The following is a 25,002-nucleotide window of genomic DNA, read 5'->3' as shown; positions in this document are numbered from 1 at the left end:
TCCCGGCCCGACCCCGCTGATCATGGAGTTATCGTCACGACACGCCGTGTTGGATGGCGATAACTTCATGATCGGCGGGGTTCTGGGATGGGGTTCTGCGGATGGGGAGGTTGGTGGATGGATTCGCGGCTTGCGGTGGTCAGCGGGGGTGGGACCGGGATCGGGGCGGCCGTCGCGGGGTCGCTCGCCCGGGACGGGTACGACGTTGTCGTAGTCGGGCGGCGGGCGGACGTGTTGGCGGCGGCGGCCGAACGCATCGACGTCGACTGTGGACGGTCGGGAGCGGCCATCCCGGTGGCCGCCGACCTGACCGATCCGGAGCAGCTCGACCGGGTCCTGGCTGCCGTCGACGGTCGGCCGGTCGACGCGGTGGTCAACAATGCGGGCGGCTACCTGGGCGGGAAGACCGACACGCTGGCCGGGACCGCCGCACACTGGCGAGCCAACCTGGACGCCAACGTGCTCACGGCAGTGCTGTTGACCGAGGCGCTACGGCCGGCGCTGCGTCGACCCGGCGGGCGGGTGATCCTGGTCAGCTCGATCGCCGCGCAGCGGGGCGGCGCTGACGCGTACGCGGCGGCGAAGGCGGCGCTGCACGGCTGGGCGTACACGTTGGCGGCGCAGCTCGGTCCGGAGCAGGTCACGGTCAACGTGGTGAGCCCGGGCTACGTCGCCGAGACCGAGTTCTTCGGCGACCGGATGACCCCCGAGGGGTACGCGAAGCGGGTCGCGGAGACCCTCGTCAAGCGTCCCGGGCTGCCGGACGACATCGCCGAGGCGGTCCGCTACCTGGCCAGCCCGGCCGCCGGCTACGTGACCGGCCAGGTCCTCGGCGTAAACGGCGGCTCAGTCCTAGGCCGCTAACCCCCACCCCCACCCCCACCCCCACCTCCACCCCACCCCACCCCACAACCGCGTTGATCAAGAGGTCCGCGTCAGGGATAGGCCGAATTCTGACGCGAACCTCTTGATCAACCCGGGTGGGCGGGTGGGGGTTGGGGAGGAGAGGGGTGGGGGCGGTGGGCGGCGGCCCCCCGTGTGGCCGCCGCCCGGTGTGGATCAGCCGTTCAGCAGTTCGTACGCCGTTGCCGGGGCCTTCGTGGCGGCGGCGCCGGTCGGCGCGGTGATCTTCGGCGCGCTGCCGTAGTCGGTGTACTTGACGACGTAGTCGTACGCCTTGGTCTTACCGGCGGCCGGGATCCTCAGCGTCAGCGACGCCAGGTGCTTGTCCGCACCGACCACAGCCGTGAACGGCACCTTCTTGCCGGCTTCGCCGAGGGCCGCCGCCTCGCCGTCCTCCAACGCCTTCGCGGCCTCCCCGGCGCTCACGTCGATGAACCCGACGTACTGGCCGGGGCTCTTCTCCTCGACCTCGGTGGCCGCCTGGATGAGCGGACCCGTGTTGCCCTGGTCCACGCCGTCGTACGCCGGGATGCTCGCGGCGTCGGTCAGCTTCGTGGGGTCCAGCTTCATCCACTTGTCGGGGAACTTCGGCAGGCCGGGACGGCCGCTGAACTTCGCCTTCACCCAGTTCTGGTTCTTGATCACCAGGAACGACATCTTCACCACGACGCCGTCGTCCGGCGGCATGACCATGTTGAGTTCGAATGCGTTCGCTGCCGGGTCGATCCGGCCGTCGATCGTGCTCGACGCGTCCTTGCCGCTGAACCGGAACGCCCCCTCGGTGCCGTCCGGAACGGCGGCGAGGAGCGCGTCCTTCGGGCTGGCGGACGGGCTGCTCTGTGGCGCCGCGGCGGGTTCGCTCTCCGTTCCGCAACCCGCGAGCAGGGTGGTCGCGGCCAGCACGGCGGCGACCGTACCGACCGTCCGTCGGATGGTGCCGGCGGTGCCCGTTGCCTGTGTCATCGCATGTCTCTTTCTCGCTGCGTGGCTTCTGCCGACGAGGATGCTGCCGGCCGGCACGGCGGTTCGGCTGCCGATATGCTGCCGTCCGGCTGCCGGGCACTGCCGTCCGGCCGTCCCGGGGGTGTCAGGAGCGAGAACGCGCATGTCAGGCCAACTGCGTTTCGAGATTCTCGGGCCTCAGCGGGCCTGGTACGCCGACCGGGAGATCGACCTCGGTGCGGCCAAGCAACGCGCGGTGCTCGCCGTACTGCTGCTCGCCGCCGGCCGTCCGGTGTCCACCGGGCAGATCGTCGACGCGGTCTGGCCGGAGGACCCGCCCGCGAACGGTCCCAACGTCGTGCAGAAGTACGTGGCCGGGCTGCGCCGGGTGCTGGAACCGGACCGGTCTCCCCGTACGCCGGGACAGGTGCTCAGCCTGACCGACGCCGGCTATTCGCTACGGGTGGATCCCGAGGCGGTGGACGCGGTCCGCTTCGAACGGGGCGTGCAGGCTGCCCGTCGGCGACACACGGCCGGGCGTACGGACGAGGCGCTGGCCGAGCTGGCCGCCGCCCTGGAGCTGTGGCAGGGGGAGCCGTTCACCGGTTTCGCCGGATCGATCTTCGAGGCGGCCCGGCAGCGGCTGGTGGAGTTGCGGGCCGTGGCGTTGGAGACCCGGTCCGAGTTGACGCTGGACCTCGGACGGCACCGCGAGACGGTCGGTGAGCTGGTGGAGTTGGTCGCCGAGTTTCCCGTCCGGGAACGGCTGCGACACCAACTCATGCTCGCGCTCTATCGCAGCGGCCGGCAGGCGGAGGCGCTCGCGGCCTACCGGGAGTTCGGCGACCTGCTCCGCGAGGAGTACGGCATCGAGCCGGGCGAGGCGTTGCAGGAACTGCACCGTCGCATCCTGCGCTCCGACCCGACCCTGGCGGCGCCGCAGCCCGCCGCCGAACCGGCTCCGCAGCACAGCACCGAACCGTCGCCGCAGCGCAGCGTCGCACCGGTGGCACAGCCCGCCGTCGAACCGTCGCCGCAGCCCGCCGCCGAACCGTCGCCGCAGCCCGCCGCCGAACCGGCGCCGCAGCACAGCGCCGCACCGATGGCGCAGCCCGTCGCCGGACCGGCGCCGCAGCCCGTCGCCGGACCGGTGGCGCAGCCCATTGCCACACCGGCGGCGTCACGCAGCGCCGGACCGCCGACACCGCGACCGGCAGCGACGGTGCCCGAACCGCAGGCGCTGCCGCCAGCGGTCACGGCGCCCGGACCGGAGACGTCGGGGGTCGCGCCCGTGGGTCTCGTCTCCGCTCCGCCGGGACCGGCATCGCCGGCCCCCGTGTTCGCGCCGCCTCCTCCGGCGCTCCTGCCCCTGCCGCCTCCGGCGGCCCCCACGAAGCCCGCCCGGCGGCCGACGCCGCGCTGGGCGAGCAGGACCGTCACGATCCTCGGGACTGTGCTCGTCCTGCTCTCGTTCGGGTGCCTGACCTGGCTGGTGATCCTGGCCTACGCGGGGTGGCGGCGGAGTTGGCGTCTCGCGGTCGCCGGTCTCGTCTACCTGGCGCTGGTCGTCGTCGAGGTGACCATGCTCGACGTCGAGAGTCCGGACGCCGAGGTGCCCGGACCGCAGGCGGTGACGTTCCTCGGCCTGGCCCTCATCACCTGGCTCGCCGGGGCCGTGCACGTGGTGCTGCTCAGCCGTGGACTCTGGGCGGCGATCACCGGACGGCCGGACAGCGCCCGGGGGCGCGCCGACGAGGAGCGGCGCATCCGGCGCGAGCACGCCCGCTACCTGCTCTACCACTACCCGGCGGCCCGTGCCGAGTTGGGACTCGGCCGACCCGATCTGCCCCGCACCTTCGACGACGGCGGTCTGGTCGACGTCAACGCGGTGCCGGAGCAGGTGCTCACGGCCCTGCCCGGCCTGACATCCGAGCAGGGCCGGCAGATCGTGGTGGACCGCTGGCTGCGCGGGCCGTACGCCTCGATGGAAGAGTTCGCGGCGCGCTGCCTGCTGCCTCCCAGCGTGACCGAGCCCCTCCGCGACCTGTTGCTCTTCCTGCCCCCGGCGTCCCGGCCCGACGAGGCGCGTACGGGCGGATCGTGACCGGCACCTCCCGCGCGGGCCGGGGTTCTGACGCACGTCGCTGGTAGAAATGCCGGATGGGCGACGAGCGGGTGGCGGTACGGGAGCGGGCCGAGGCGGTGCTGCGTCGGCTGGCGGGTGAGCACGCCCGGCTGCGCGAGGACCAGTGGCGGGCCATCGAGGCGTTGGTCGTCGACCGGCGTCGGGTGCTCTGCGTGCAGCGCACCGGCTGGGGCAAGTCGGCGGTCTACTTCGTGGCGACCGCGCTGCTGCGCGCCCACGAGCAGAGCGGCGAGAACGGCGGGCACGGCCCGACCGTCATCGTGTCGCCGCTGCTGGCGCTCATGCGCAACCAGGTGGAGGCGGCGGCCCGCGCCGGCATCCGGGCCCGCACGATCAACTCGGCGAACCTCGACGAGTGGGACGAGATCACCGCCGAGATCCAGGCCGGGGCGGTGGACGTCCTCCTGATCAGCCCGGAGCGCCTCAACAACCCGGACTTCCGCGACGGCGTCCTGCCGAAGCTGGCCGCGACGACCGGTCTGCTGGTGGTCGACGAGGCCCACTGCGTCTCCGACTGGGGGCACGACTTCCGGCCGGACTACCGGCGGTTGCGTACCTTCCTCGCCGAACTGCCCGAGCGCACGCCCGTGCTGGCCACCACCGCCACCGCCAACGCCCGCGTCACCCAGGACGTCGCCGAGCAACTGGGCGACGCGCTCGTCCTGCGCGGGACGCTGGACCGTGAGTCGCTGCGGCTCGGCGTGCTCGACCTGCCCAGCCCGGCGCACCGACTGGCGTGGCTCGCCGACCACCTGGACGAGCTGCCCGGCTCCGGCATCGTCTACACGCTGACCGTCGCGGCGGCGGGGGAGACCACCGAGTTCCTGCGCTCCCGGGGCTACCCGGTCGCGTCGTACACCGGGCAGGCCGACGACGCCGACCGACGCGCCGCCGAACAGGACCTTCTCGACAACAAGATCAAGGCGTTGGTCGCCACCAGCGCGCTCGGCATGGGCTTCGACAAACCCGACCTGGGCTTCGTCGTCCACCTCGGCGCGCCGCCGTCGCCGATCGCGTACTACCAGCAGGTCGGCCGCGCCGGCCGCGCCGTCGAACACGCCGAGGTGCTGCTGCTGCCCGGCGTCGAGGACGCCGCCATCTGGCGCTACTTCGCCTCGCTGGCGTTCCCACCGGAGGAGCAGGTCCGCGCGGTGCTGGCCGCCCTGCACACCGACCGGCCGCTCTCCACCCAGGCCCTCGAACCCCTCGTCGACCTGCGCCGGGCCCGTCTGGAGCTGATGCTCAAGGTGCTCGACGTGGACGGCGCGGTCCGCCGGGTGCGCGGTGGCTGGCTCGCCACGGGCGAGCCCTGGGTCTACGACGAGGCCCGCTTGCGCCGCGTCGCCCAGGCGCGCACCGTCGAGCAACAGGCCATGCGGGAGTACGCGTCGACGAACGACTGCCGAATGCGATACCTACGGGAGCGCCTGGACGATACCGGTGCGACCGACTGCGGCCGGTGCGACAGGTGTGCCGGCCCCCTGTTCGCCGCGGACGTGTCGACGGCCGCGCTCGCCGCCGCGCAGACGTTCCTGGGCCGCCCCGGCGTGGAGATCGCCCCCAAGAAGCTGTGGCCGACCGGGTTGGACGCGGTGGGCGTACCCCTCAAGGGCCGGATCTCTCCGGCGGACCAGGCACTTTCCGGCCGCGCGGTCGGTCGCCTCTCCGACCTGGGGTGGGGCGGTCGACTGCGGGACCTGGTCGGCCCGGAGGCCCCCGACGCGCCGGTGCCGGACGACGTGGCCGGCGCGGTGGTGGAGGTGCTGAAGGCCTGGGCGCACGGCGACGACCCGTGGCCCCGCCGCCCGGTGGCGGTGGTCGCGGTCTCCTCCCGCCGGCGGCCCCAGCTGGTCGGCTCGCTGGCCGAGCGGATCGCCGCCGTGGGCCGGCTGCCGCTGCTCGGCGCGGTCGCGGCGAGCGGTCCGGCCGGTCCCGGCGGGCCGCGCGGCAACAGTGCCCAGCGGGTACGCGCGCTGCACGACGCCTTCTCCGTGCCGCCCGACCTGGCCGACGCGCTGGCCGCGCTGGACGGGCCGGTGCTGCTCGTCGACGACCTGGTCGACTCGGGCTGGACGATGACGATGGTGGCCCGTGAACTACGGCGGGCCGGCGCTCCCGATGTGCTCCCGCTCGCGCTCGCCGTGGCCGGCTGAGCTGTTGCCGGCTGAGCCGTCCACGGCTGGGGTGCGGGAAAGTTCCCGAGCCGGGCGGATTGCGACGGTCGCCACGCTGACCCGGCGTCGGCCGGCGCCGACCGGGCACGACGGTACGGTGGCGGGATGAGCGGGACTCCGGCGGTGCCTGACCAGGCAGGCATGGTCATGTCGGACGGAAGCACCGTCGCCTCGGACCAGGCTTGCGCGACTCCGTCGGACGGGAGCGCCGTCGCCTCGGACCAGGCTGGCGTGCCTTCGCCGGACGGGCCGGTCGCCGCGCCCGGGGGTGTCGCGGGCGCGCCCGACCGGAGCACGGTCCGGTTGGCGCTGGTGGTGGGTGGTCTGGTGCTCGCCGTCCTGCTCGGCTTCGGCCTCGGTCGTCTGAATGGCAGCACCAGCGTCAGCGACGGCACCACCGGCGGCGCGGCGCTGACTCCCGACCACACCCACCCGGCCGGCACCGCGGCCCACGACCACGGCTCTGTCACGGGCACCGACCAGGGCGGCGCCACCGAGCCCGGCGGTCTGTCGGTCAGCTCGGGCGGATACACCCTCGTGCCGCTGGGCACCGAGTTCCCGGCCGGCCGCGCCGGGCAACTGCGCTTTCAGGTACGCGACGCGCAACGTCGGCCGGTCACCCGCTTCGCCGTCGTGCACGACAAGCCGATGCACGTCATCGTGGTCCGTCGGGACCTGACCGGCTACCAGCACCTGCACCCGACCATGACGCCGGACGGCATCTGGTCGGTGCCGATGACCCTCGCGCAGCCCGGCGTCTGGCGTGCGTACACGGACTTCACCGCGGTCGCCGACAACGGCGGCCAGAGCGCCGTGACCCTCGGCGTCGACCTGGTCGTGCCGGGCGCGTACCAGCCGCGTCCACTGCCCGCGCCGGCGACCTCGACGACGGTGGACGGGTTCACGGTCGGCTACCAGGGGAGCCCGCAGGCAGGGGTGACGGTGCCACTGACCTTCCGGATCGACGGCCCGGGCGGTGGCGCGGCGCTGGAGCGCTACCTCGGCGCGTACGGGCACCTCGTGGCGCTGCGCGAAGGCGACCTCGGCTACCTGCACGTGCACCCCGAACCGGAGTTGGCCGACGGCCAGGTCAAGTTCTGGCTGACCGTCCCCAGCCCCGGCCGCTACCGCCTCTACCTGGACTTCCAGGTAGCCACCAAGGTCCACACCGCCGAACTAACCCTGACAGTCCCCTAACCCGCCTCCCGACCCTGCCCCGCACCCTCGCCTGCCCCCGGTGATCATGAAGTTATTGCCGCTCGCATCGGCGTGTCGTGGCAATAACTTCATGATCACCGCGCGGAGAGGGTGGGGTGGGGGCGCGCGGCGGGGTGGGGGCGGGGGTTAGCCGGCGCGGCGGGTGGGGCGGCGGGCCAGGTAGCGGAGCAGGTCGCGGATGTGGTGCTTCTCCTCGGCCGGGACGGTGGGGTCGGCCAGCCGGTCCAGGATGGCGCGGACGTCGGCGTCGACCGGGCCGTCGTCGCTGCGCCGGCGGGGCGCCGGACCGGCGTCGGGCAGTCCGAGGGCCCGGAACGCGGCCGCCACCGGCAGATCCAGTGCGGCACAGAAGCCGCGCACCTTGGCCAGTTCGGGGTAGTCCTGCCAGTCACCGGCGAGCCAACGGAACACGGTCGACCGGCCCACACCCGTGTGCGCGGCGAGATCGGTCACGGTCCACCCACGCTCGTCCCGGGCGTCGTCGATGGCCCGCCGGACGAAGCGGGCGAACGCCATCTGCGGTGTTACGTCTGCGGAACCCATCCGGTATGTCTTTCCCTCCCGGCCGAACACTGGGAAGATCCGCCTCCGAGCGTAGTACGCCGAGGATCGGAAACCACTGACTGACCGCACAAACTGTCCCACCGATGAGACTCCGTCTCGGGCAGTATTCGGACCGGTACCGAGCGATCACCATCGTTCTTCCACTAAGCTCGGTGCCCGTCCCGGCACGGCGCACGCGCGCCCTGCCGCGTTCGTCCGGACCACCGCCGAGGAGCACCATGGCCGATTCGCGCCGTCCGCAGCCGTACCAGCCCGGTGCGGTGAGCCTCTTCTTCGTCGTCAAGGCCGGCGTCTTCGCCGCCGGGTTCTGGACCTGGTTGCTGGTCCTGGTGCTTAGCACCGACGCGGCGACCGGTGCCCACGTGCTGGCCGCCACCGGCGCGATCACCACCACGCTGGTCTCCGTGGTGCTGGGTGCCCGGATGGCGCTGCAGCAGAACGCGGCCGTTCGGCACGCCGAGACGAAGAAGCTGCTCGTCGACATCTCCTGGAACGCGTTCACGGCCGCCGGCAACGCCGAGAGCTCGGGAAAGGTGGTGCCCTTCCCGAGCAGCCCGGTCGACGACGAACGTTCGACGCGCAACGGCGGGGACCGGGTGTCGGTCTTCGACCGTTCCGGCAACCGGGACCGGGGCAGCAGCGCCGACCGTCGACGCTAGGGCCGTGAGGGCCGGCCCAGACGGCGGCACCTCTAGCCGACGGACTCCGCGTCGGCGGCCAGGAGGACCTCCAGCCGGGGCGTGACCTGCCACTGGTCGACCAGTTCGCGGTACTCCGTGTGCCGGGGGTCGGCGACACCGGTGCGGCGGGCGCGGATCAGCAGGTTGCGGGGCGTGTGCTGGGAGTCGACGAACTCCACCACCTCGGCCCGGTAACCGTGCGTCCGCAGCAGCCCGGCGCGCAGCGCGTCGGTGAGCACGTCGGCGAAGCGCTCGCGCAGGATGCCCTGCCGGGTCAGCAACTCGTACGGCGCCGGGGTGGGCTGCGCGCGTAGCTGCTTGGCGAGGTCGTGGTGACAGCAGGGCGCGGCGAGCACCCAGCGGGCCTGCCAGCGCACCGCGCGAGCCAGTGCCTCGTCGGTGGCGGTGTCGCAGGCGTGCAGCGCCAGCACCAGGTCCGGGGCGGGTTCGACGACGGCCTCGGCGATCGTGCCGGCGACGAAGCTGACCTTGTCGGCCCAGCCCAGTCGCTGCGCCAGCTCGGTGTTGCGCCGGCGCTGGTCCTCGCGGACGTCCACGCCGACCAGCTCGACATCGAGCCCTCGGCTCGCGAGGTAGCGGTAGGCGGCGAAGGTCAGGTAGGCGTTGCCGCAGCCGAGGTCGACCACGCGCAGCGAACCGGTCAGGTCGTCGGGCAGGGTCGCGGCCAGGGCCCGCAGGAACGCGTCGACCTGGCGGCGTTTCGCCGCCGAGCCGCCGATCTCGGCGAAGATCGGGTCGCCGGGATCGAGCAGGTAGTCCTTCGTACGATCGTTGCCACCCGGTGTCGTCGCCGGTCGGGCCGTCACCGCGCGGTGCACCTGCGCCTCGCCGGACTTGGTCACCCGGAGTTGAAGGGTCGCGTCGGCCGTCTCCACGTGCCAGTTGCCGAAAGGCTCGGCCAGGAGCTCGTCGACCGCCGCGTCGGCCTCGGGGCCGGGAGCGACATTGCGGGTGTACGGGCGTACGCCGTCGGAGGTGGCGATCTGCAGCCGTGCGCCGGCCTTGAGCGTCACCGGCCGCAGCTCGGCCCGTACGACGGTGGGACGGTGACCGCGGCGACGCCCGGCGGCCACCGCCCGGGTCAGCGCGGGGTCGAGCAGCAGGGCACGGACCTCGGTGAGAGCGGCATCCAGTGGTTCCGGCATCGTTCCATCTTCGGCAGGTGGGTGGGCAGAAGGCGACATCCCCCGTACCGCTTCTGCGGTGCGGGGGATGTCGGATCGATCTCGCTGTGTCAGTCCGCGGTTGCCTCGGCCGGCGTACCCTCGCCGGAACCGCCACCACGACGGCGTCGGCGGCGGCGCGGCTTCGACGGCTCGCCCTCGGCGGCGGCGGCCGGCTCGGCCGGCGTCGCGTCGGCCGCGATCACCGCCGTCGGCTCACCGGTCACCGTCTCGCCGGCCCGGCGACGACGCCGGCGGCGGGGGGTACGACTGCCTTCGTCGCCAGCGGCGTCCGCAGGTGCTGCGGCGTCGGCCGGCGCGCCGGCGTCGGTACGGTCGCGGCGACCGTCGCCCCGACCACGGCGCTCGCCACGACTCTCACCGCGCCGGCCGCCCCGGCCACCGCCGTCGCCCCGGCGGGAGCGGGTGGTGCCACCGAGGTCCTCCTCGATCTCGGCGGACAGCCCGGCGCGAGTCCGCTCGGCCGTGGGCAGCGTGCCGGTGACCTCGGTCGAGATGTGCAGGTCGCGGTAAAGGTGCGGGGAGGTGTGGTACGTCTCCGGCGGCTCGGGCATCTCCAGACCGAGGGTCTTGTCGATGATCCGCCAGCGCGGCATGTCGTCCCAGTCGACGAAGGTCACCGCGACGCCGGTCGCCCCCGCCCGGCCGGTACGACCGATGCGGTGGGTGTACGTGTCCTGGTCTTCCGGGCAGTCGTAGTTGATGACGTGGGTGACGCCGGTGACGTCCAGGCCCCGGGCCGCGACGTCGGTGGCGACCAGGATGTCGATCTTGCCGGCGCGGAAGGCCCGCAGGGCCCGCTCCCGGGCGCCCTGGCCCAGGTCACCGTGGACCGCGGCGACCGCGAACCCCCGGAAATCGAGATCCTCGGCGACCCGGTCGGCGGCCCGCTTGGTGCGGGTGAAGATCATGGTGAGCCCGCGACCCTCGGCCTGGAGGATGCGTGCCACCACCTCGAGCTTGTTCATCGAGTGGGTGCGGTAGACCAGTTGCTGGGTCTGCGGCGACGGCCCGGTCTCGGCGGTGTGCCCGGCGTGGATCGTCATCGGCTGGCGCAGGAAGCGCCGGGACAGGGTGACGATCGGGTCCGGCATGGTCGCCGAGAAGAGCATCGTCTGCCGGTCTTCCGGAAGCATCGCCAGGATCTTCTCGACGTCGTCGAGGAAGCCCAGGTCGAGCATGCGGTCGGCCTCGTCCAGGACGAGCGCCCGCACCCGGTCGAGGCGGAGGTGCTTCTGCTTCTGCAGGTCCATCAGTCGGCCGGGGGTGCCGACCAGGATCTCGACGCCCTTGCGCAGCGCGTCGATCTGCGGCTCGTACGCCACGCCGCCGTAGATCGGCAGCACCCGGACGCCGCGCGTCCGGCCGGCGGCGGCCAGGTCCTTGGCGACCTGGATGCCCAGCTCACGGGTGGGGACGACGACGAGCGCCTGGGGGACGCCGTCGCCACCCTCGCTCGGCGCGAAGACCCGCTCCAGCAGCGGTACGCCGAAGCCGAGGGTCTTGCCGGTGCCGGTGGGCGCCTGGCCGATGAGGTCGACGCCGCGCAGCGCGATCGGGATCGCGTACTCCTGGATGGCGAACGCGCGGGTGATGCCGGCCGCGGCCAGCGCCTCGACGGTCTCGTCGCGGGCGCCGAGGGCGGCGAAGGTGGGTGCCTCCGGTCGGACCGGGGCGGTGGGGGCCAGTTCCTGGCCGTCCATCAGATCTTGTGTCAGCTCGCTCATGTGGATGTGGGGGTGCCCTCTCGTGGGTGCGCCCCGTCAGGTCCTGAGGGCGCGGTCGGTATGACGCGGGCCACACGGTCGGGGGCAGACTGCCGAGCCGGACCGGGCCGCACGCGCGCCGCGGGCTGAACGTCGATCAGATCGGCGCCCACGGCAACTGCTCTATGCTACCCGAACAGGCAAGCTCACGTCCCGATTCCCGGTCGGCCAGCCGCCACGCGGGGCGACTGAATGTGAGCTGCCTCACACGCGGTAGCGTGCGCTCGTGTCCACCGCCGGTTCCGCCGTCCCCGATCTGCTGGGCCTGGTCGCCTTCGGCGAACTGCTCGCCTTCGAACGCATGGCCGCTGACGCACGACTCGCCCCCGACCTGCGCCGGCGCGTCGCGTTGGACCAGATGGCCGCTGCCGAGATCGACAACTACCGCCGCCTCGCCGACCGGCTCGCCGCGCTGGGTGTGCCGCCGGAGGAGGCGATGACGCCCTACGTGCGGCCGTTGCAGGCGTACCACGACTCCACCGAGCCACGGGACTGGGCGGAGGTCGTCACCAAGGCGTACGTGGGCGACGCCATCACCGACGACTTCATCGGAGAAATCGCCGACGCGCTGGACGGGCCCGACCGGGCGCTGGTGCTCGACGTGCTGCACGACTCCCGGTACGCGGAATTCGCCGCCGCCGAGATCCGGGCGGCCGTCGCCGACGACCCGCGGGTGGCCAGCCGGCTCTCCATGTGGGCCCGGCGGCTGGTCGGGGAGGCGCTGTCCCAGGCCGGCCGCGTCGCCGCCGAACGCGCCACGCTCACCGCGCTGGTCACACAGGCGGACCGGATCGACGTACCGGGCCTCTTCGCACGGCTCACCGCCGCGCACACCGCGCGGATGGCCGCCGTCGGACTGAACAACTGAGCGCCACCCGTCGAGGCGTCTCCGCGGTACCGGCCCGCGGCAGGTGGCCAGACGCCGACCTGCCGCGACGGCCGGACCGGTCAGCGGACGGTGAAACCGACCGCTCGGGGGGACGCCTCGGCGATCTCGACGTAGGCGACCTTCTCGACCGGAACGATGACCCGCCGGCCCTTCTCGTCGGTCAGGGAGAGCGTGCCGCCGTTGCCGGCGAAGGCGTCGGTCACGATCTGCTCGATCTCGGCCGGCGACTGCGCGCTGTCCAGAACCAGCTCGCGCGGCGCGTACTGCACGCCGATCTTGACCTCCACTGTGCCTCCTCAACTGGGGCGATAACCGCCCTGCGAAGGCTATCCGATCACGGGGGCGGCGGTCAGGCTGACTCACCTTGCAGCGGGAAGCTCGCGATGCCCCGCCACGACAGCGCGGCGACCAGTGCCTCGGCCTCCGCCTTCGGCACCTGCCGGCCACCGGCCAGCCAGAACTGCGCGGCCGTCTCCGCCGCGCCGACGAGCCCGGAGGCGAGCAACTCGGCGTGCGACCGGCCCACGCCCGTGTCGGAGATGATGGTGTCGGTGATCGCGGCGATGCAGCCCTGTTCGACACGCTCGACCCGCTGCCGCACCGCCGGGTCGTTGCGCAGGTCCGACTCGAAGACGAGCCGGAACGCCTCGCTCTCGTGGTCGACGAAGTCGAAGTAGGCGCGAACCGACGCGCTGACCCGTTCCTTGTTGTCGCTGGTGCCCCGCATCGCCTCGTGCACCTGAGCGACGATGGCGTCACAGTGGGTGTCCAGCAGCGCCAGGTAGAGATCCATCTTGCCGGGGAAGTGTTGGTAGAGCACCGGCTTGGAGACCCCGGCCCGCTCGGCGATGTCGTCCATCGCCGCAGCGTGGTAGCCCTGCGCGACGAACACCTCCTGGGCCGCCGCGAGCAGCTGCTTACGACGCGCGGAGCGGGGCAGGCGGGTGGGCCTGCCAGCGGTCTGTGCGCCGTTCCCCACAGCCGTCATGGGATCCTCCGAGTTCTCCGTACGAGCCGCCATTTTCCCCCCAGACCGGGGCGGCCCCCGACCGCGTCGTGGAATTGGCCCGCCGCTGTAACTTATCGCCACTCTCCCCACACGGTAGCCTCAGCGAGGGCGACCAAGGAGCGCGCGGTGAGTGAAACAGGGCAACCCGGAGCCGCCACCCCGGGAGAGCACGGTGACGGAGCGGGTCAGCACGACGACCCGGGTCGTTCCGGCAACGGGTGGGCGCCCTCGACGGGCGGGTGGTCACCGTCCGGCGAGAGCGAAGCGGCCGGGGAGCAGGCGCCACGATGGCAGCCCGACCCCGCGTCCGGCTGGCGCACCACCTCCACGAGGCACGGTGACCTTCCCGCGCCTCTGCCTGGACTGGCCTCCGAGCGGCCGGCGCGGGTCAACGGCCACCACACCAACGGCGTCCACCACGCCGAGGGCGAGGTCAACGGTGACGGCGTGGTCAACGGCGTCCACCACGAGGACGCCGAGATCAACGGCGCGGGTTCGTCGTCCGGTCGGCAGGCACCGGTCAGCGCGCCGCCGGGGCGGGCCGCCGAAGACCGGCCTGACCTGAGCGTCGGGCGCCTGGCGGTGCCCGCCCAGCGTCCCGCGCCGCCCGCCGACCAGGGGTCGGGGGAGGCCGACGACGGCCGGGCCCGGCACCTGACGGCCGACCCCACCACGCCGCGCAGCGTCCGCTGGGCCGAACCCGGCGTGCCCGGCACCGCGCCCATCGAGGTGCCGCCCGTCGGCACGGCGGCCTCGGGCTTCGAGGTGCCACCCGGACTCCACGCGCCGACCGGGGACCGCTCGACCGTCGACGACCGGGAGGCCGGGTCGCGCGCCCGCCGGGAAGCCCGCCCGCCGGAGGCCTCGGCCGAGCCGGGACGCGGCGACGAGTCCGAGCCGGAACGCCCCGCCGCCGACACCCGCCGAGTGGGCGAGTCCTCCTCCGTCGAGCCGGACTGGTCCGGGCCCAGCTGGAACCGCCCGAGCTGGGGCGGCGGGTGGGCGCCACCGTGGTCCCGACAGGACGGCGAACCGTCCGACCGACCGACGCGGGACGAGTCCGCGCCGGGTTGGGTCGCCGAGCCCAGCGTGCCGTACGAACCCGTGCGGGCCGAGCCGACGCGTCCGTACGAGCCACTGGCCGCCGAGCCCTCCCGCGCGTACGACGTCGCCCCCGAGGCAGAGGCGGCACCCGACCGCGGCCGACCCTCGCGGCCGGCCTGGGCCGGCGAACGGCCGGCCACGACGTCGGCCAGCGTGCCGCCGGAGGCCTCCCGCTCCGAGCCGCCCGAGCGCCCCTCCTGGCCCGGCGGGCCGACGTCCGAGCCGGGCGGTACGCCTCCCACGGGCCGTCCGTCCTGGGCCGCGCCGTTGTCGAGCAGCGTGCCGGCCGACCCGCCGCCCCGCCCGGGCGTCTCGGACGCCACGCCCACCAGCGGACCCGGGGCGCCTACGCCGGCGACGTCGGCGGCTGCCGAGCGTCCGTCCTGGGCCGGACGGCCTGCACCGACCAGCGGTCCGCCGGCTGCCGAGCGTCCGTCCTGGGCCGGGGGTTCCGCGCCGACCAGCGGGCCGCCGGCGGCCGAGCGTCCGTCCTGGGCCGGAGGCCCCGCGCCGACCAGCGCCGCGCACGCCGAGCCGGCGAGCGGTCCGCCGGCTGCTGACCGTCCGTCCTGGGCCGGCGGTTCCGCGCCGACCAGCGGGCCTCCGGCTTCCGAACGCCCGTCCTGGGCCGGTCCGGCCTCGGCTCTCCCGCCGCCGCCACGGCCACCCTGGGCCGGCGAGCCCGACTCGCCTCCGAGCGGCTTCGGGGCGTCACGCCCGTCCTGGCCCGGCGCTCAGGCCTCCGACGGCCCGCCCGCGCGCCCAAGCTGGGGCGGCCCCGCGCCGGTGGACCCGTCAGCGCCGGTCGATCCTCCACCGGCGCCCGCCGGCCCACCGGCCACCGTGGTGGATGCGCCGTCGCAGAGCACGCCGTCACCGGCGACGCCCGCCCGCCCGGCGGCCGAGCGCCCGTCGTGGGCGGGGAGCTCGCCGACGCCCGCGGCGAACACGGCGGCCGAGCGTCCGTCGTGGGCAGCGAGCTCGCCGACGCCCGCGGCGAACACGGCGGCCGAGCGCCCGTCGTGGGCGGGGAGTTCACCGACGCCCGCGGCGAAGGTGGCGGCCGAGCGACCGGACTGGTCCGAGGGGCGCATTCCGGCGGCCTCGCCGGCCGATCGTCCGTCCTGGCCGGCGAACCGGCCGGTGAGCCCTGCTCGTGCGAGCGACGCGGACGAGCCGGCCAACCCGGTCCGACCGACCGCGCCGTTCCGGCTCCGGCCGGCGAGCCCCGAGCCACCCGACCCCTCGACCGTCGGGCCGACCCCCACCACCCCGACGGCAACCGGTCCGGCCTCGGCCACCGGCGGGCCGGGGCGACACGACCGGCCGTCATCCGCGTCCGCCCCGCCCTACGCGGCCCGCCGATCCGCCCCGGATCCGGCGTCGTCACCCGACGCCGCCGCCGGCGGTCGACGGCCCGACACGCCGGCGGTGCTGCCGCAGCGCGTCCCCGCGCAACCGGACGTGCCCGTCGTGCCGGAGCCGCCAGCCGTGGAACCACCCGCCGAAACCCCCGAACTCGCGCGCATCGCCACCCATCTGCGCCGTGACGACGAGCCCGCTCCATTGCGGGAGCGTCCCGAGGGATTCGACGTCAACGCCATCCTGGATGCCGTCCGGGAGGTGGCCGGCGTCCGGGACGCGGCGCTGCGTCGTACCCCGGCGGGTGCGCACAGCCTCCGGCTGGACCTCGCCGACGGCGCGGATCCGGCCGAGGTGAGCCGACAGGTCGCCCGGCTGCTCCAGGAGCGGATGGGCCTCGCCGCCGCCCCGCAGAACGTGCCCGGCCTGCCCACCACACCGGCTCCGCCGGTACGCCGCCGCGCCGCCGAACCGCGATCCACCGAGCCCCGGTCGGGTGGCGCGAAACCCGCCAACGCGCGATCCGCCGAGTCCCGACCTGCCGAGCCGCGCAACAGCGGTGCGAAGTCGCTGGCCGGCGAGGCGCCGGCGACCGCTCGGCCGGGCGGCGGCCCGGCGTCGGCCGCACCGGCGGCTCCCGAGCAGTGGACCGGCCCGGACACCGCAGGTCGACGACGGACGGGCACCCCGCACCGGGGCCGCGCCACGGTCGAGGAGCCCGGCTCGGTCTCGGGGGTGCCCGCCGGAGGAGCCACCGGCAGCCCGGCGACGGTCGGTACGTCGTACTCCGGTGGTCAGGTGACCACGACGGAGTCGGCGCCCTCCCGCCCGCTGGACACCGGCGGCGCGCCGGGGCCGCGGGTGGTCATCGACCACGTGCAGGTCAGCACCTTCGGTCTGGACGCCAATGTGGAGGTACGGCTGCTGGCCGGCGACGGCAACGCCGCCGGGTACGCGACCGGGCCGGCGGTGGACGGTTACGTGCTGCGGCTCTGCGCGGTGGCAGCCGCCGCGGCCGTCGACGAGCTGCTGCGTGGCACCGAGAACGCCGAGCGTGGCCGCTGCTTCGTCGAGCACGCGGCGGTGGTGCCGTTCGGCAACTGCGAGGTGGCCACGGTCGTGGTGCTGCTGGTCTGCGACGGCTGGGTGGAGCAGCTCGCCGGCTCGGCGCTGGTGGCCGGCGACCCGCGGCAGGCGGTGGTCCGGGCCACGCTCGCGGCGGTCAACCGACGGCTGGAGGCACTGCTGTCCTGACGGCTGGAGGCACTGCTGTCCTGACGGGTGCGAGGCAGACTGGACGGATGAAGCGTGCCACCCTCTGGCCGGACCACCTCCTCCCCGACGCCGGTGTGCCGCCGCCGTGGCCGGGCCGGAAGGTGCGCCTCGACGGCCAGGTCACGTACGTGCGGGACACACCCGCGACGAGTACGGGCGCGGAGCCGGCGCTGTTCGTGCACGGGCTCGGCGGCTCGTCGCAGAACTGGACCGATCTGGCCGGGCTGCTCGCCGACCGGTTGGACGGTCAGGCCATCGACCTGCCCGGGTTCGGCCGCAGCGAGCCGGGCCGGCGCTACACGATCCCGGCCTTCGCCGACCTGGTCATCAGGTGGATCGAGCACTCCGGTCGAGGGCCGGTCCACCTGTTCGGCAATTCGTTGGGTGGCGCGGTCTCGGTCCAGGTGGCGGGGTTGCGGCCGGATCTGGTCCGCACCCTCACCCTGATCTCGCCGGCGCTGCCGTTTTTGGACTTCCGGCGGTCGTTGCAGGGCCGGATGCTGCCGGTGCTGGCCATTCCGGGGGGTGAGCGGCTGGTCGCCCGGCGGTTGACCCAGCTCGCCCCGGAGGTGATGGCCGAGCAGGTGCTCGAGGCGTGCGTCGCCGATCTGAGCCGCATCTGCGTGCAGCGCCGGGAGGAGGCGTTGGAGGAGATCCGGGTGCGGTACGAGGAGGCGCACTACGCGGCCGCGTACGTCCGGACGTTCCGGGGCCTGGTCTCCAGCTTTCTGCGGGCGTACCTGCCGGGGGCGGGCTCGCTGTGGCGGCTCGCGGGAGCGGTCCGCGCGCCGACGCTCGTCGTGGCGGGTCGGCAGGACCGGCTGGTCGACGTCCGGGTCGCGCCGCAGACCGCCCGGGTCATCCCGGACAGCCGCCTGTTGATGCTCGACGGTGTCGGTCACGTGGCGCAGTTGGAGGTGCCCCGGCTGGTCGCCCGTGCGGTGGTGGGTCTGCTCACCGAAAAGGGGGACGCCGTCCGGCCGTCCGATCTGGCAGGCTGACCCGGATGTTCAGGTCCGCTTCCCGCCACCGACGCTTCGCACTGATCGCCCAGTTGGTGGCGGTGGTGCTGGCGATCGGCGCGGCCGTGACCGTGGTCGCCGAGGAGCGGGGCGAGCCGTCCGATCGGCTGACCGCCGAGGAGGCCGTTGCGCCGCCGCTGGTGGCGGGTCCGCTTCCGGCGTCGGTGAGTCCGTCGCCGAGTGCCACGGTGGCGGCGTCGCCGAGCGCGTCGCCGGTGCTGCGGATGCCAGGTGCGGTCCCGAGCGCGGGGACCGGCCGGTTCGACCACGACGACCGTTCCGGTCCGGTCCTGGGGCGCGCGGGTGAGCTGCGGCGCTACCGGGTGGCGGTCGAGTCGGGCAGCGACGAGGACGTGGCCGCGTTCGGGCAGGCCGTCCAGGTGGCGCTCACCGGGCCCGGCAGCTGGGTCGACAGCGGTCGGCTGCGGTTGCAGCAGGTGCCGGGGGACGCTCCCCGGGACTTCACCGTCTACCTGGCGACCGCCCGTACGGCGGGCCGGATGTGCGCCGCGGGTGGGGTGGACATCCGCATCGACGGGCGGCCGTACACGTCCTGCCGGGCGCCCGGTCAGGTGATCGTCAACCTGGACCGGTGGCGGTTGTCGGTGCCGCACTACGTCTCGGCGCGGGTGCCGCTGTCGGTGTACCGGACGTACGTGGTCAACCACGAGGTCGGTCACCAACTCGGTCACCGGCACGAGCGCTGCCCGGGCTCGGGACGCCCGGCGCCGGTGATGATGCAGCAGACCCTCTTTCTCAACGGGTGCAAGGCCAATCCGTGGCCGTACGTCGACGGTCGGCGCTATGCCGGGCCGGCACTCTAGAGGCACCGCTCAGACGTATTGCGGTAATAGCGGCAAAAGCGGAGAATTGCCCGAATAGTCTGGCACGCTGGACGTCATGACGCCGTCGTCCCCTTACGGCCCGCCCGAGTCGCCCGACCCGTCGCCAGGGTCGGCGTACGACGGCGCGCGTCCCAGCCTCGTGCGGATGCGCCGACGCCGGCGGCGCAGTGTGCTGCTCGGCGTGCTCGTCCTCGCCACCGCCATCGGCGTGACCGTGGCGCGCGGTGGTGAACCACCGGCCGACGCGCCACCCACCCCGACGCCGGGCGGCATGGGCGTGGGCGGCGGGGCGGCCCATCCGGCGCCCAGCGACTACCCGTCGGTCGGCGCGGGACGGTTCACCGCCGCCGACTCGGAGACCGCCGTGCACGGCGAGGACGGGCCGCTGCGCCGGTACCGGGTCGTGGTCGAGCGCGACAGCGGCCAGGATGCCGACACGTTCGCGGCGCGGGTGGACGAGGTGCTGGCCGACCCGCGTAGCTGGATCGCCTCCGGCGATCTGCGCGTGCAGCGGGTGGCCGACGCCCGGGCCGCCGACTTCACCATCTACCTCGCCACCCCGGTCACGTCGGAGCGGATGTGCGCCGAGGGCGGGCTCACCACCGAGCGCTACACGTCCTGCCGGCTGCCCGGTCGGGTCATCATCAACCTGGCTCGCTGGCAGGAGGCGGTGCCCGACTACGGCGCGCCGCTGGAGACGTACCGCACCTACGTGATCAATCACGAGGTCGGCCACGAGTTCGGCGCCGAGCACGAGGCGTGCCCCGGCCCGGGCGAACCCGCCCCGGTGATGCAGCAGCAGACGTACGGGCTGCAGGGTTGCGTCGCCAACGCCTGGCCCTACCTCGACGGCCGTCGCTACGCGGGCGACATCGTCCCCTGAGTTATTCCCGCTCCCGCATCGCGGACCACGTGTCCTCCCTCATGGCCGAGCGGGGCCCCGGCGAGCAACAATGGCGCGGTTCACACCGCCGATCCCGGGGAGTCCACCGTGTCGTTGCCCCCGCTCGTCGAGCCCGCCGCCGAGCTGACCGTTGACGAGATCCGCCGCTACTCGCGCCACCTGATCATCCCGGACGTCGGGGTGGCCGGGCAGAAGCGGCTGAAGAACGCCCGGGTGCTCTGTGTCGGCGCCGGTGGCCTCGGCTCGCCGGCCCTGTTGTACCTCGCCGCGGCGGGAGTCGGCACCCTCGGCATCATCGACTTCGACACCGTCGACGAGTCGAACCTCCAGCGCCAGGTCATCCACGGCGTGTCCGACGTCGGTCGGTCCAAGGCCGAGTCCGCCGCCGCGTCGATCCGCGAGATCAACCCGCTGGTCAACGTGGAGATCCACAACACCGCGTTGGACCGGGAGAACGTCCGCGAGATCTTCGCCCAGTACGACCTGATCGTCGACGGCACCGACAACTTCGCCACCCGCTACATGGTCAACGACGCCGCGGTGCTGCTCGGCAAGCCGTACGTCTGGGGCTCGATCTACCGGTTCGACGGCCAGGCGTCGGTGTTCTGGGCCGAGCACGGCCCCTGCTACCGGTGCCTCTACCCTGAGCCGCCGCCGCCCGGCATGGTCCCCTCCTGCGCCGAGGGTGGCGTGCTCGGTGTGCTCTGCGCGTCGATCGGGTCGATCCAGGTGAACGAGGCGATCAAGCTGCTCACCGGCATCGGCGAGCCGCTGGTGGGTCGGCTCATGGTCTACGACGCCCTGGAGATGGAGTACCGCAAGATCAAGGTCCGGAAGGACCCGAACTGCGTGCTCTGCGGTGAGAACCCGACCGTCACCGACCTGCTGGAAGACTACGAGGACTTCTGCGGCGCGGTCTCGGTCGAGGCCCAGGAGGCGGTGGTCGACTCGACCATCACCGCGCTGGAGCTCAAGGAGTGGCAGGACGCCGGCAAGGACATCTTCCTCGTCGACGTGCGGGAGCCGGCCGAGTACGAGATCGTGCGGATCCCCGGCGCCACCCTGATCCCCAAGGGCGACATCATCTCCGGTGAGGCCCTCGCCCAGCTCCCACAGGACAAGCAGATCGTGCTGCACTGCAAGTCCGGCGTCCGCTCGGCCGAGGCGCTCGCCGCGCTGAAGTCGGCCGGGTTCCGCGACGCCGTCCACGTGCAGGGCGGCGTGCTCTCCTGGATCAAGCAGATCGACCCGTCGCTGCCCGCGTACTGACCGGCGGAGCCGGGGCGGCCCTGCCGTCCCGGCCCCGACCCGTCGCGTCAATCGACGCAGATAGCTCCGACCAGACCTGCGCGCCGAGCGACGCAGCCATTTCCGGCTGGCCGATTCCCCGAGGCGGGATCGCGTCTGCGCAGGTAGCGTCTCCGCCGTGGTCGACTTGGAAGCCGCGATCGGGTTCGTCGTGGCGCACGGGGACGCGGTGGAACGCGCCCGCCTCTCCTGGCTCCGCAACGGCACCCCGGTGCCGGCGGAGCTCCTGGAGGTGGCCGAGGTCGGCCAGTCACCCGAGGGTGGCTGGCCGGCGACGTGGGGCGGCGAGGTCGCCTCGGTCGACGCCACGTGTTTCCGGCTCAGCGAGCTGGACGACCTCGGCGCGCTGGGCCGTCCCGCCGCCCGGCGGGCACTGGACTGGCTGGCGTCCCGGCAGCAACCCGACGGTGGTTGGGACGAGGACCTCTCACTGGCCGGCTCGGCGCCCGAGTGGGCCCGCCCCGGTGACCCCGAGGCCAAACTCTTCCTCACCGCCAACGCCGGTTTCTGGCTCACCGTCGCCGGCCTGGACGCCCGCGCCTCAGGTCCGCTCGATCACCGGGTCGGTGGGGCGTACGCCGGTGTGGTGCAGGCCGCGGCCCAGTCGATCGTCGCGCGGCTACGCCCGGACGGGAGCTGGCCGTCGTTCCTCGCCGCCGGCTGGCTGAGCGCGGCCGTCCTGCACCGCCAGGACATGTTCCAGGAGTCGGCGCGGATCCAGGTGGTGCTCGCCGAACGGATGGCCGCCATGTCGCCGGGCGACGTGGCGTGGCTGGCGGCCACGCTGCGCCGGGTCGGCATCGACTCCCACGACTGGGTCATGACGCGCGCCCTGCGACGGCTCACCGAGACCCAGCGCAGCGACGGTGGGTGGGAGAGCGACGACGGCCACCAGTTCGACGTGCACTCCACGCTGTCCGCGATCCGGGCCTGCCGTCCGGCCGGCTAGCGCACGTGCCCGTCGCCGGTGACCACGTACTTGGTGCTGGTCAACTCAGGCAGGCCCATCGGCCCCCGGGCGTGCAGCTTCTGCGTGGAGATGCCGATCTCCGCGCCGAAGCCGAACTCACCCCCGTCGGTGAACCGGGTCGACGCGTTCACCATCACCGCCGCCGCGTCCACCCGGGCGACGAACTCGCGGGCGGCGGTCGTCGAGTCGGTGACGATCGCCTCGGTGTGCCCGGTGCCGAAGCGGCGGATGTGCGCGACCGCCGCGTCCAGCGAGTCGACCACCGCCACCGAGATGTCGGCCGACAGGTACTCCGTGGCGAAGTCCTCCTCGGTGGCCGGGACCACGGCGGCCGAGTGGGCGACCACCTCCGGCGAGCCGTGCACGGTCACGCCGGCCTCGGCGAACGCGGCCAGCATCGGCGGCAGGAACGCGTCGGCGACGTCCACGTGCACCAGTAGCGACTCGGCCGTGTTGCAGGTGGACAGGCGCTGTGTCTTGGCGTTGAGCGTCACCGCGACGGCCTTGGCGACGTCGGCGGCGGCGTCGACGTAGACGTGACAGTTGCCCACGCCGGTCTCGATGACCGGCACTGTCGACTCCTCGACCACGGTGCGGATCAGCGACGCGCCACCGCGCGGGATGAGCACGTCGACCAGGCCACGGGCGCGCATCAGCTCCTTGACCGACTCGCGGGAGGCGGCGTCGAGCAACTGCACCGCGTCGGCCGGCAGACCGGCCTCGGCGACCGCGTCCCGCAGCACCGCGACCAGCGCGGCGTTCGAGTGCGCGGCCGACGACGACCCGCGCAGCAGCGCCGCGTTGCCGGACTTGAGGCAGATGCCGGCCGCGTCCACCGTCACGTTGGGCCGCGCCTCGTAGATGATGCCGACCACCCCGAACGGCACCCGGATCTGGCGCAGTTCCAGCCCGTTGGGCAGGGTCGACCCGCGGACCACCTCGCCGACCGGGTCGGGCAGCGCGGCCATCTCACGCAGCGCGCCGGCGATGCCGGCCACCCGGCCGTCGTCGAGGGCGAGCCGGTCCAGCACGGCCGCGCTCAGCCCGGCCTCGCGCCCGGCCGCCAGGTCCGCCTCGTTCGCGGTGAGGATCTCCGGGGTACGCGCCACCAGCGCGTCGGCCATCGCGACCAGCGCGGCGTCCTTGACGGTACGGGTGGCCACGGCCAGGTCGGCGGCGGCGTCCCGCGCCCGTCGCGCCTGTTCGGCGACGCTCATGCCAGTACTCCTCACAGCAGCACGAGGTCGTCGCGGTGGACGACCTCTCGTTCGTACGCCGGGCCGAGCGCCGCGGCGAGTTCGGAGGTGGAACGCCCGAGTAGGCCGGGCAGCTCCACCGCGTCGTAGTTGACCAGTCCCCGGGCGACCGGCGCGCCAACGTTGTCGACCAGGTCCACCGGGTCGCCGGCGGTGAAGGTGCCGTCCACGGCGGTGATGCCGGCGGGCAGCAGCGACTTGCGTCGCCCGACGACGGCGGCCACCGCGCCCGGGTCGAGGTGCAGGCGGCCCCGGGGGGAGGTGGCGTGGGCCAGCCAGAACAGCCGGGCCGTCGGCCGTTGCCGCTGCGGGTGGAACAGGGTGCCGACCGGCTCGCCGGCCAGCGCCGGCGCGGCCAGGTCGGCGGAGGTGAGCACCACGGGGATGCCGAAGCCGGTGGCGATGCGGGCCGCCTCGACCTTTGTCACCATGCCGCCGGTGCCGACGCCGGACCGACCGGCGCCGCCGATAGTGATCCCGGCGAGGTCCTCCTCGCCGCGTACCTCGGCGATCCGCACCGACTGGGGACGGGTCGGGTCACCGGTCCAGAGCGCGTCTACGTCGGAGAGGAGCACCAGCAGGTCGGCGTGCACGAGGGCGGCCACCAGGGCGGCCAGCCGGTCGTTGTCGCCGAACCGGATCTCCTCGGTGGCGACCGTGTCGTTCTCGTTGACGATCGGCACCGCCCGCAGGTCGAGCAGTTTGCGCAGGGTGCGGTACGCGTTGCGGTAGTGCGCCCGCCGGGTCACGTCGTCGACGGTGAGCAGTACCTGGCCGACGGTGCGGCCGTGCCGGGCGAAGCTGGCCGCGTACCTGCCGATCAGCAGGCCCTGGCCGACGCTGGCGGCGGCCTGCTGGGTGGCCAGGTCGCGCGGACGTCGGGTCAGACCGAGCGGGGAGAGCCCGGCGGCGATCGCGCCGGAGGAGACCAGCACGACCTCGCGGCCCTCGGCGCCGAGCCGGCCCAGGGTGTCGACGAGCGTGTCGACCCGCTCGTCGGCCAGACCGCCGGTCGCGGTGGTCAACGAGGAGGATCCGATCTTGACGACGATCCGTCGAGCGGCCGTGACTGCGTCGCGCACCCGCCCATTCTGCGCGGTCACGCCCTCGTGGCCCGGTGGCGTTCCCATATGGTGGCGGATTGTGACTCCTGACGAATACGTCGAGGCGGTGCTGGACCTCGTGGAGCGGATTCCGGAGGGTCGGGTGATGTCGTACGGCGCGGTCGCCGACGCGCTGGCCGAACGCTCGGGTCGCTCCTCCGCGCGACTCGTGGGCAACATCATGGCCCGGCACGGTGGCTCGGTGCCCTGGCACCGGGTGGTGACCGCGGCTGGCCGGTTGCCGCCGGGGCACGAGCGTGAGGCGCAGGCCCGACTGCGGGCCGAGGGGACGCCGTTGCGCGGCGCGGGGGTGGACATCGCGGCGGCGGGTTGGTCGCCCGAGGAGGGGATGTGACC

The 25,002-nt window shown here is 73.7% G+C and carries 21 protein-coding genes; 13 read left to right on the top strand and 8 right to left on the bottom strand.

Annotation, left to right across the window (positions count from 1 at the left end; genetic code table 11):
- Positions 1 to 117 precede the first annotated feature (117 nt).
- A complete protein-coding gene (locus ACQPZK_RS28370; protein ID WP_433535830.1) occupies positions 118 to 864 on the top strand; it encodes an SDR family NAD(P)-dependent oxidoreductase in 747 nt (248 codons plus the stop codon).
- A gap of 195 nt (positions 865 to 1,059) precedes the next feature.
- Here the strand turns inward: ACQPZK_RS28370 and ACQPZK_RS28365 are convergent, their stop codons facing one another.
- Positions 1,060 to 1,866 carry a hypothetical protein gene (locus ACQPZK_RS28365; protein WP_433535829.1) on the bottom strand — a complete coding sequence of 269 codons (807 nt, stop codon included), beginning with the start codon at positions 1,864 to 1,866 and terminating at the stop codon, positions 1,060 to 1,062.
- A 142-nt stretch (positions 1,867 to 2,008) separates the two neighbouring features.
- On the opposite strand from ACQPZK_RS28365, the gene ACQPZK_RS28360 reads away from it, so the two are divergent.
- From ACQPZK_RS28360 to ACQPZK_RS28350, 3 genes are all read left to right on the top strand, one after another.
- Positions 2,009 to 3,949 carry a BTAD domain-containing putative transcriptional regulator gene (locus tag ACQPZK_RS28360; RefSeq protein ID WP_433535828.1) on the top strand — a complete coding sequence of 647 codons (1,941 nt, stop codon included), beginning with the start codon at positions 2,009 to 2,011 and terminating at the stop codon, positions 3,947 to 3,949.
- 56 nt (positions 3,950 to 4,005) lie between these two features.
- Entirely contained in the window at positions 4,006 to 6,144 is a 2,139-nt protein-coding gene (locus ACQPZK_RS28355) for a DEAD/DEAH box helicase (protein WP_433535827.1), read from the top strand.
- 252 nt (positions 6,145 to 6,396) lie between these two features.
- Positions 6,397 to 7,362 (top strand): hypothetical protein, encoded by a 966-nt coding sequence (locus ACQPZK_RS28350; RefSeq protein WP_433535826.1) that lies wholly within the window; start codon positions 6,397 to 6,399, stop codon positions 7,360 to 7,362.
- Between the two features lie 147 nt (positions 7,363 to 7,509).
- On the opposite strand, the gene ACQPZK_RS28345 is transcribed toward ACQPZK_RS28350, so the two are convergent.
- Entirely contained in the window at positions 7,510 to 7,926 is a 417-nt protein-coding gene (locus ACQPZK_RS28345) for a helix-turn-helix domain-containing protein (protein WP_433535825.1), read from the bottom strand.
- A 239-nt stretch (positions 7,927 to 8,165) separates the two neighbouring features.
- On the opposite strand from ACQPZK_RS28345, the gene ACQPZK_RS28340 reads away from it, so the two are divergent.
- Complete coding sequence (locus ACQPZK_RS28340; protein ID WP_433535824.1) at positions 8,166 to 8,606, top strand: hypothetical protein; 441 nt, start codon at positions 8,166 to 8,168, stop codon at positions 8,604 to 8,606.
- A 32-nt stretch (positions 8,607 to 8,638) separates the two neighbouring features.
- On the opposite strand, the gene ACQPZK_RS28335 is transcribed toward ACQPZK_RS28340, so the two are convergent.
- Complete coding sequence (locus tag ACQPZK_RS28335; RefSeq protein WP_433535823.1) at positions 8,639 to 9,793, bottom strand: class I SAM-dependent methyltransferase; 1,155 nt, start codon at positions 9,791 to 9,793, stop codon at positions 8,639 to 8,641.
- 89 nt (positions 9,794 to 9,882) lie between these two features.
- Complete coding sequence (locus ACQPZK_RS28330) at positions 9,883 to 11,559, bottom strand: DEAD/DEAH box helicase (RefSeq protein WP_433535822.1); 1,677 nt, start codon at positions 11,557 to 11,559, stop codon at positions 9,883 to 9,885.
- A gap of 265 nt (positions 11,560 to 11,824) precedes the next feature.
- Here ACQPZK_RS28330 and ACQPZK_RS28325 point away from each other — a divergent pair, with 265 nt between their 5' ends.
- Positions 11,825 to 12,466, top strand: coding sequence for a ferritin-like fold-containing protein (locus tag ACQPZK_RS28325; protein WP_433535821.1), 642 nt, complete (start codon positions 11,825 to 11,827; stop codon positions 12,464 to 12,466).
- Between the two features lie 80 nt (positions 12,467 to 12,546).
- Here the strand turns inward: ACQPZK_RS28325 and ACQPZK_RS28320 are convergent, their stop codons facing one another.
- The gene (locus tag ACQPZK_RS28320; RefSeq protein ID WP_030329796.1) at positions 12,547 to 12,774 is read right to left on the bottom strand and encodes a DUF3107 domain-containing protein; all 228 of its coding nucleotides are present in this window, start codon (positions 12,772 to 12,774) and stop codon (positions 12,547 to 12,549) included.
- Positions 12,775 to 12,836: 62 nt separating this feature from the next.
- Positions 12,837 to 13,475 (bottom strand): TetR/AcrR family transcriptional regulator, encoded by a 639-nt coding sequence (locus tag ACQPZK_RS28315; protein WP_433535820.1) that lies wholly within the window; start codon positions 13,473 to 13,475, stop codon positions 12,837 to 12,839.
- 1,404 nt (positions 13,476 to 14,879) lie between these two features.
- Between ACQPZK_RS28315 and ACQPZK_RS28310 the strand changes: the two genes are divergently transcribed.
- The 6 genes from ACQPZK_RS28310 to ACQPZK_RS28285 all read left to right on the top strand — a co-directional run bounded on the left by ACQPZK_RS28310 (position 14,880) and on the right by ACQPZK_RS28285 (position 22,265).
- The gene (locus ACQPZK_RS28310) at positions 14,880 to 17,216 is read left to right on the top strand and encodes a hypothetical protein (RefSeq protein WP_433539339.1); all 2,337 of its coding nucleotides are present in this window, start codon (positions 14,880 to 14,882) and stop codon (positions 17,214 to 17,216) included.
- Positions 17,217 to 17,263: 47 nt separating this feature from the next.
- Positions 17,264 to 18,238, top strand: coding sequence for an alpha/beta fold hydrolase (locus ACQPZK_RS28305; RefSeq protein WP_433535819.1), 975 nt, complete (start codon positions 17,264 to 17,266; stop codon positions 18,236 to 18,238).
- 5 nt (positions 18,239 to 18,243) lie between these two features.
- Positions 18,244 to 19,083 (top strand): DUF3152 domain-containing protein, encoded by an 840-nt coding sequence (locus tag ACQPZK_RS28300; RefSeq protein WP_433535818.1) that lies wholly within the window; start codon positions 18,244 to 18,246, stop codon positions 19,081 to 19,083.
- A 76-nt stretch (positions 19,084 to 19,159) separates the two neighbouring features.
- Complete coding sequence (locus tag ACQPZK_RS28295) at positions 19,160 to 19,987, top strand: DUF3152 domain-containing protein (protein WP_433535817.1); 828 nt, start codon at positions 19,160 to 19,162, stop codon at positions 19,985 to 19,987.
- A gap of 108 nt (positions 19,988 to 20,095) precedes the next feature.
- Positions 20,096 to 21,277, top strand: a complete 1,182-nt coding sequence (moeZ, locus tag ACQPZK_RS28290; RefSeq protein ID WP_433535816.1) for an adenylyltransferase/sulfurtransferase MoeZ — start codon at positions 20,096 to 20,098, stop codon at positions 21,275 to 21,277.
- Between the two features lie 106 nt (positions 21,278 to 21,383).
- Positions 21,384 to 22,265, top strand: coding sequence for a prenyltransferase/squalene oxidase repeat-containing protein (locus ACQPZK_RS28285; RefSeq protein ID WP_433539338.1), 882 nt, complete (start codon positions 21,384 to 21,386; stop codon positions 22,263 to 22,265).
- Here ACQPZK_RS28285 and ACQPZK_RS28280 read toward each other — a convergent pair.
- On the bottom strand, positions 22,262 to 23,503 hold the full coding sequence (locus ACQPZK_RS28280; protein WP_433535815.1) for a glutamate-5-semialdehyde dehydrogenase: 1,242 nt from the start codon (positions 23,501 to 23,503) through the stop codon (positions 22,262 to 22,264). The two genes, ACQPZK_RS28285 and ACQPZK_RS28280, sit on opposite strands and share 4 nt — an antisense overlap.
- Before the next feature lie 11 nt (positions 23,504 to 23,514).
- On the bottom strand, positions 23,515 to 24,672 hold the full coding sequence (gene proB / locus ACQPZK_RS28275) for a glutamate 5-kinase (RefSeq protein ID WP_433535814.1): 1,158 nt from the start codon (positions 24,670 to 24,672) through the stop codon (positions 23,515 to 23,517).
- A gap of 13 nt (positions 24,673 to 24,685) precedes the next feature.
- Between proB and ACQPZK_RS28270 the strand changes: the two genes are divergently transcribed.
- Positions 24,686 to 25,000, top strand: coding sequence for an MGMT family protein (locus tag ACQPZK_RS28270; protein WP_433535813.1), 315 nt, complete (start codon positions 24,686 to 24,688; stop codon positions 24,998 to 25,000).
- Positions 25,001 to 25,002 lie beyond the last annotated feature (2 nt).

It is taken from the genome of Micromonospora sp. CA-249363, assembly GCF_050950185.1.
Lineage (GTDB): Bacteria > Actinomycetota > Actinomycetes > Mycobacteriales > Micromonosporaceae > Micromonospora.
Note: the sequence above shows the minus strand (reverse complement) of the source record. Positions and strands in the feature narration are given on the sequence as shown.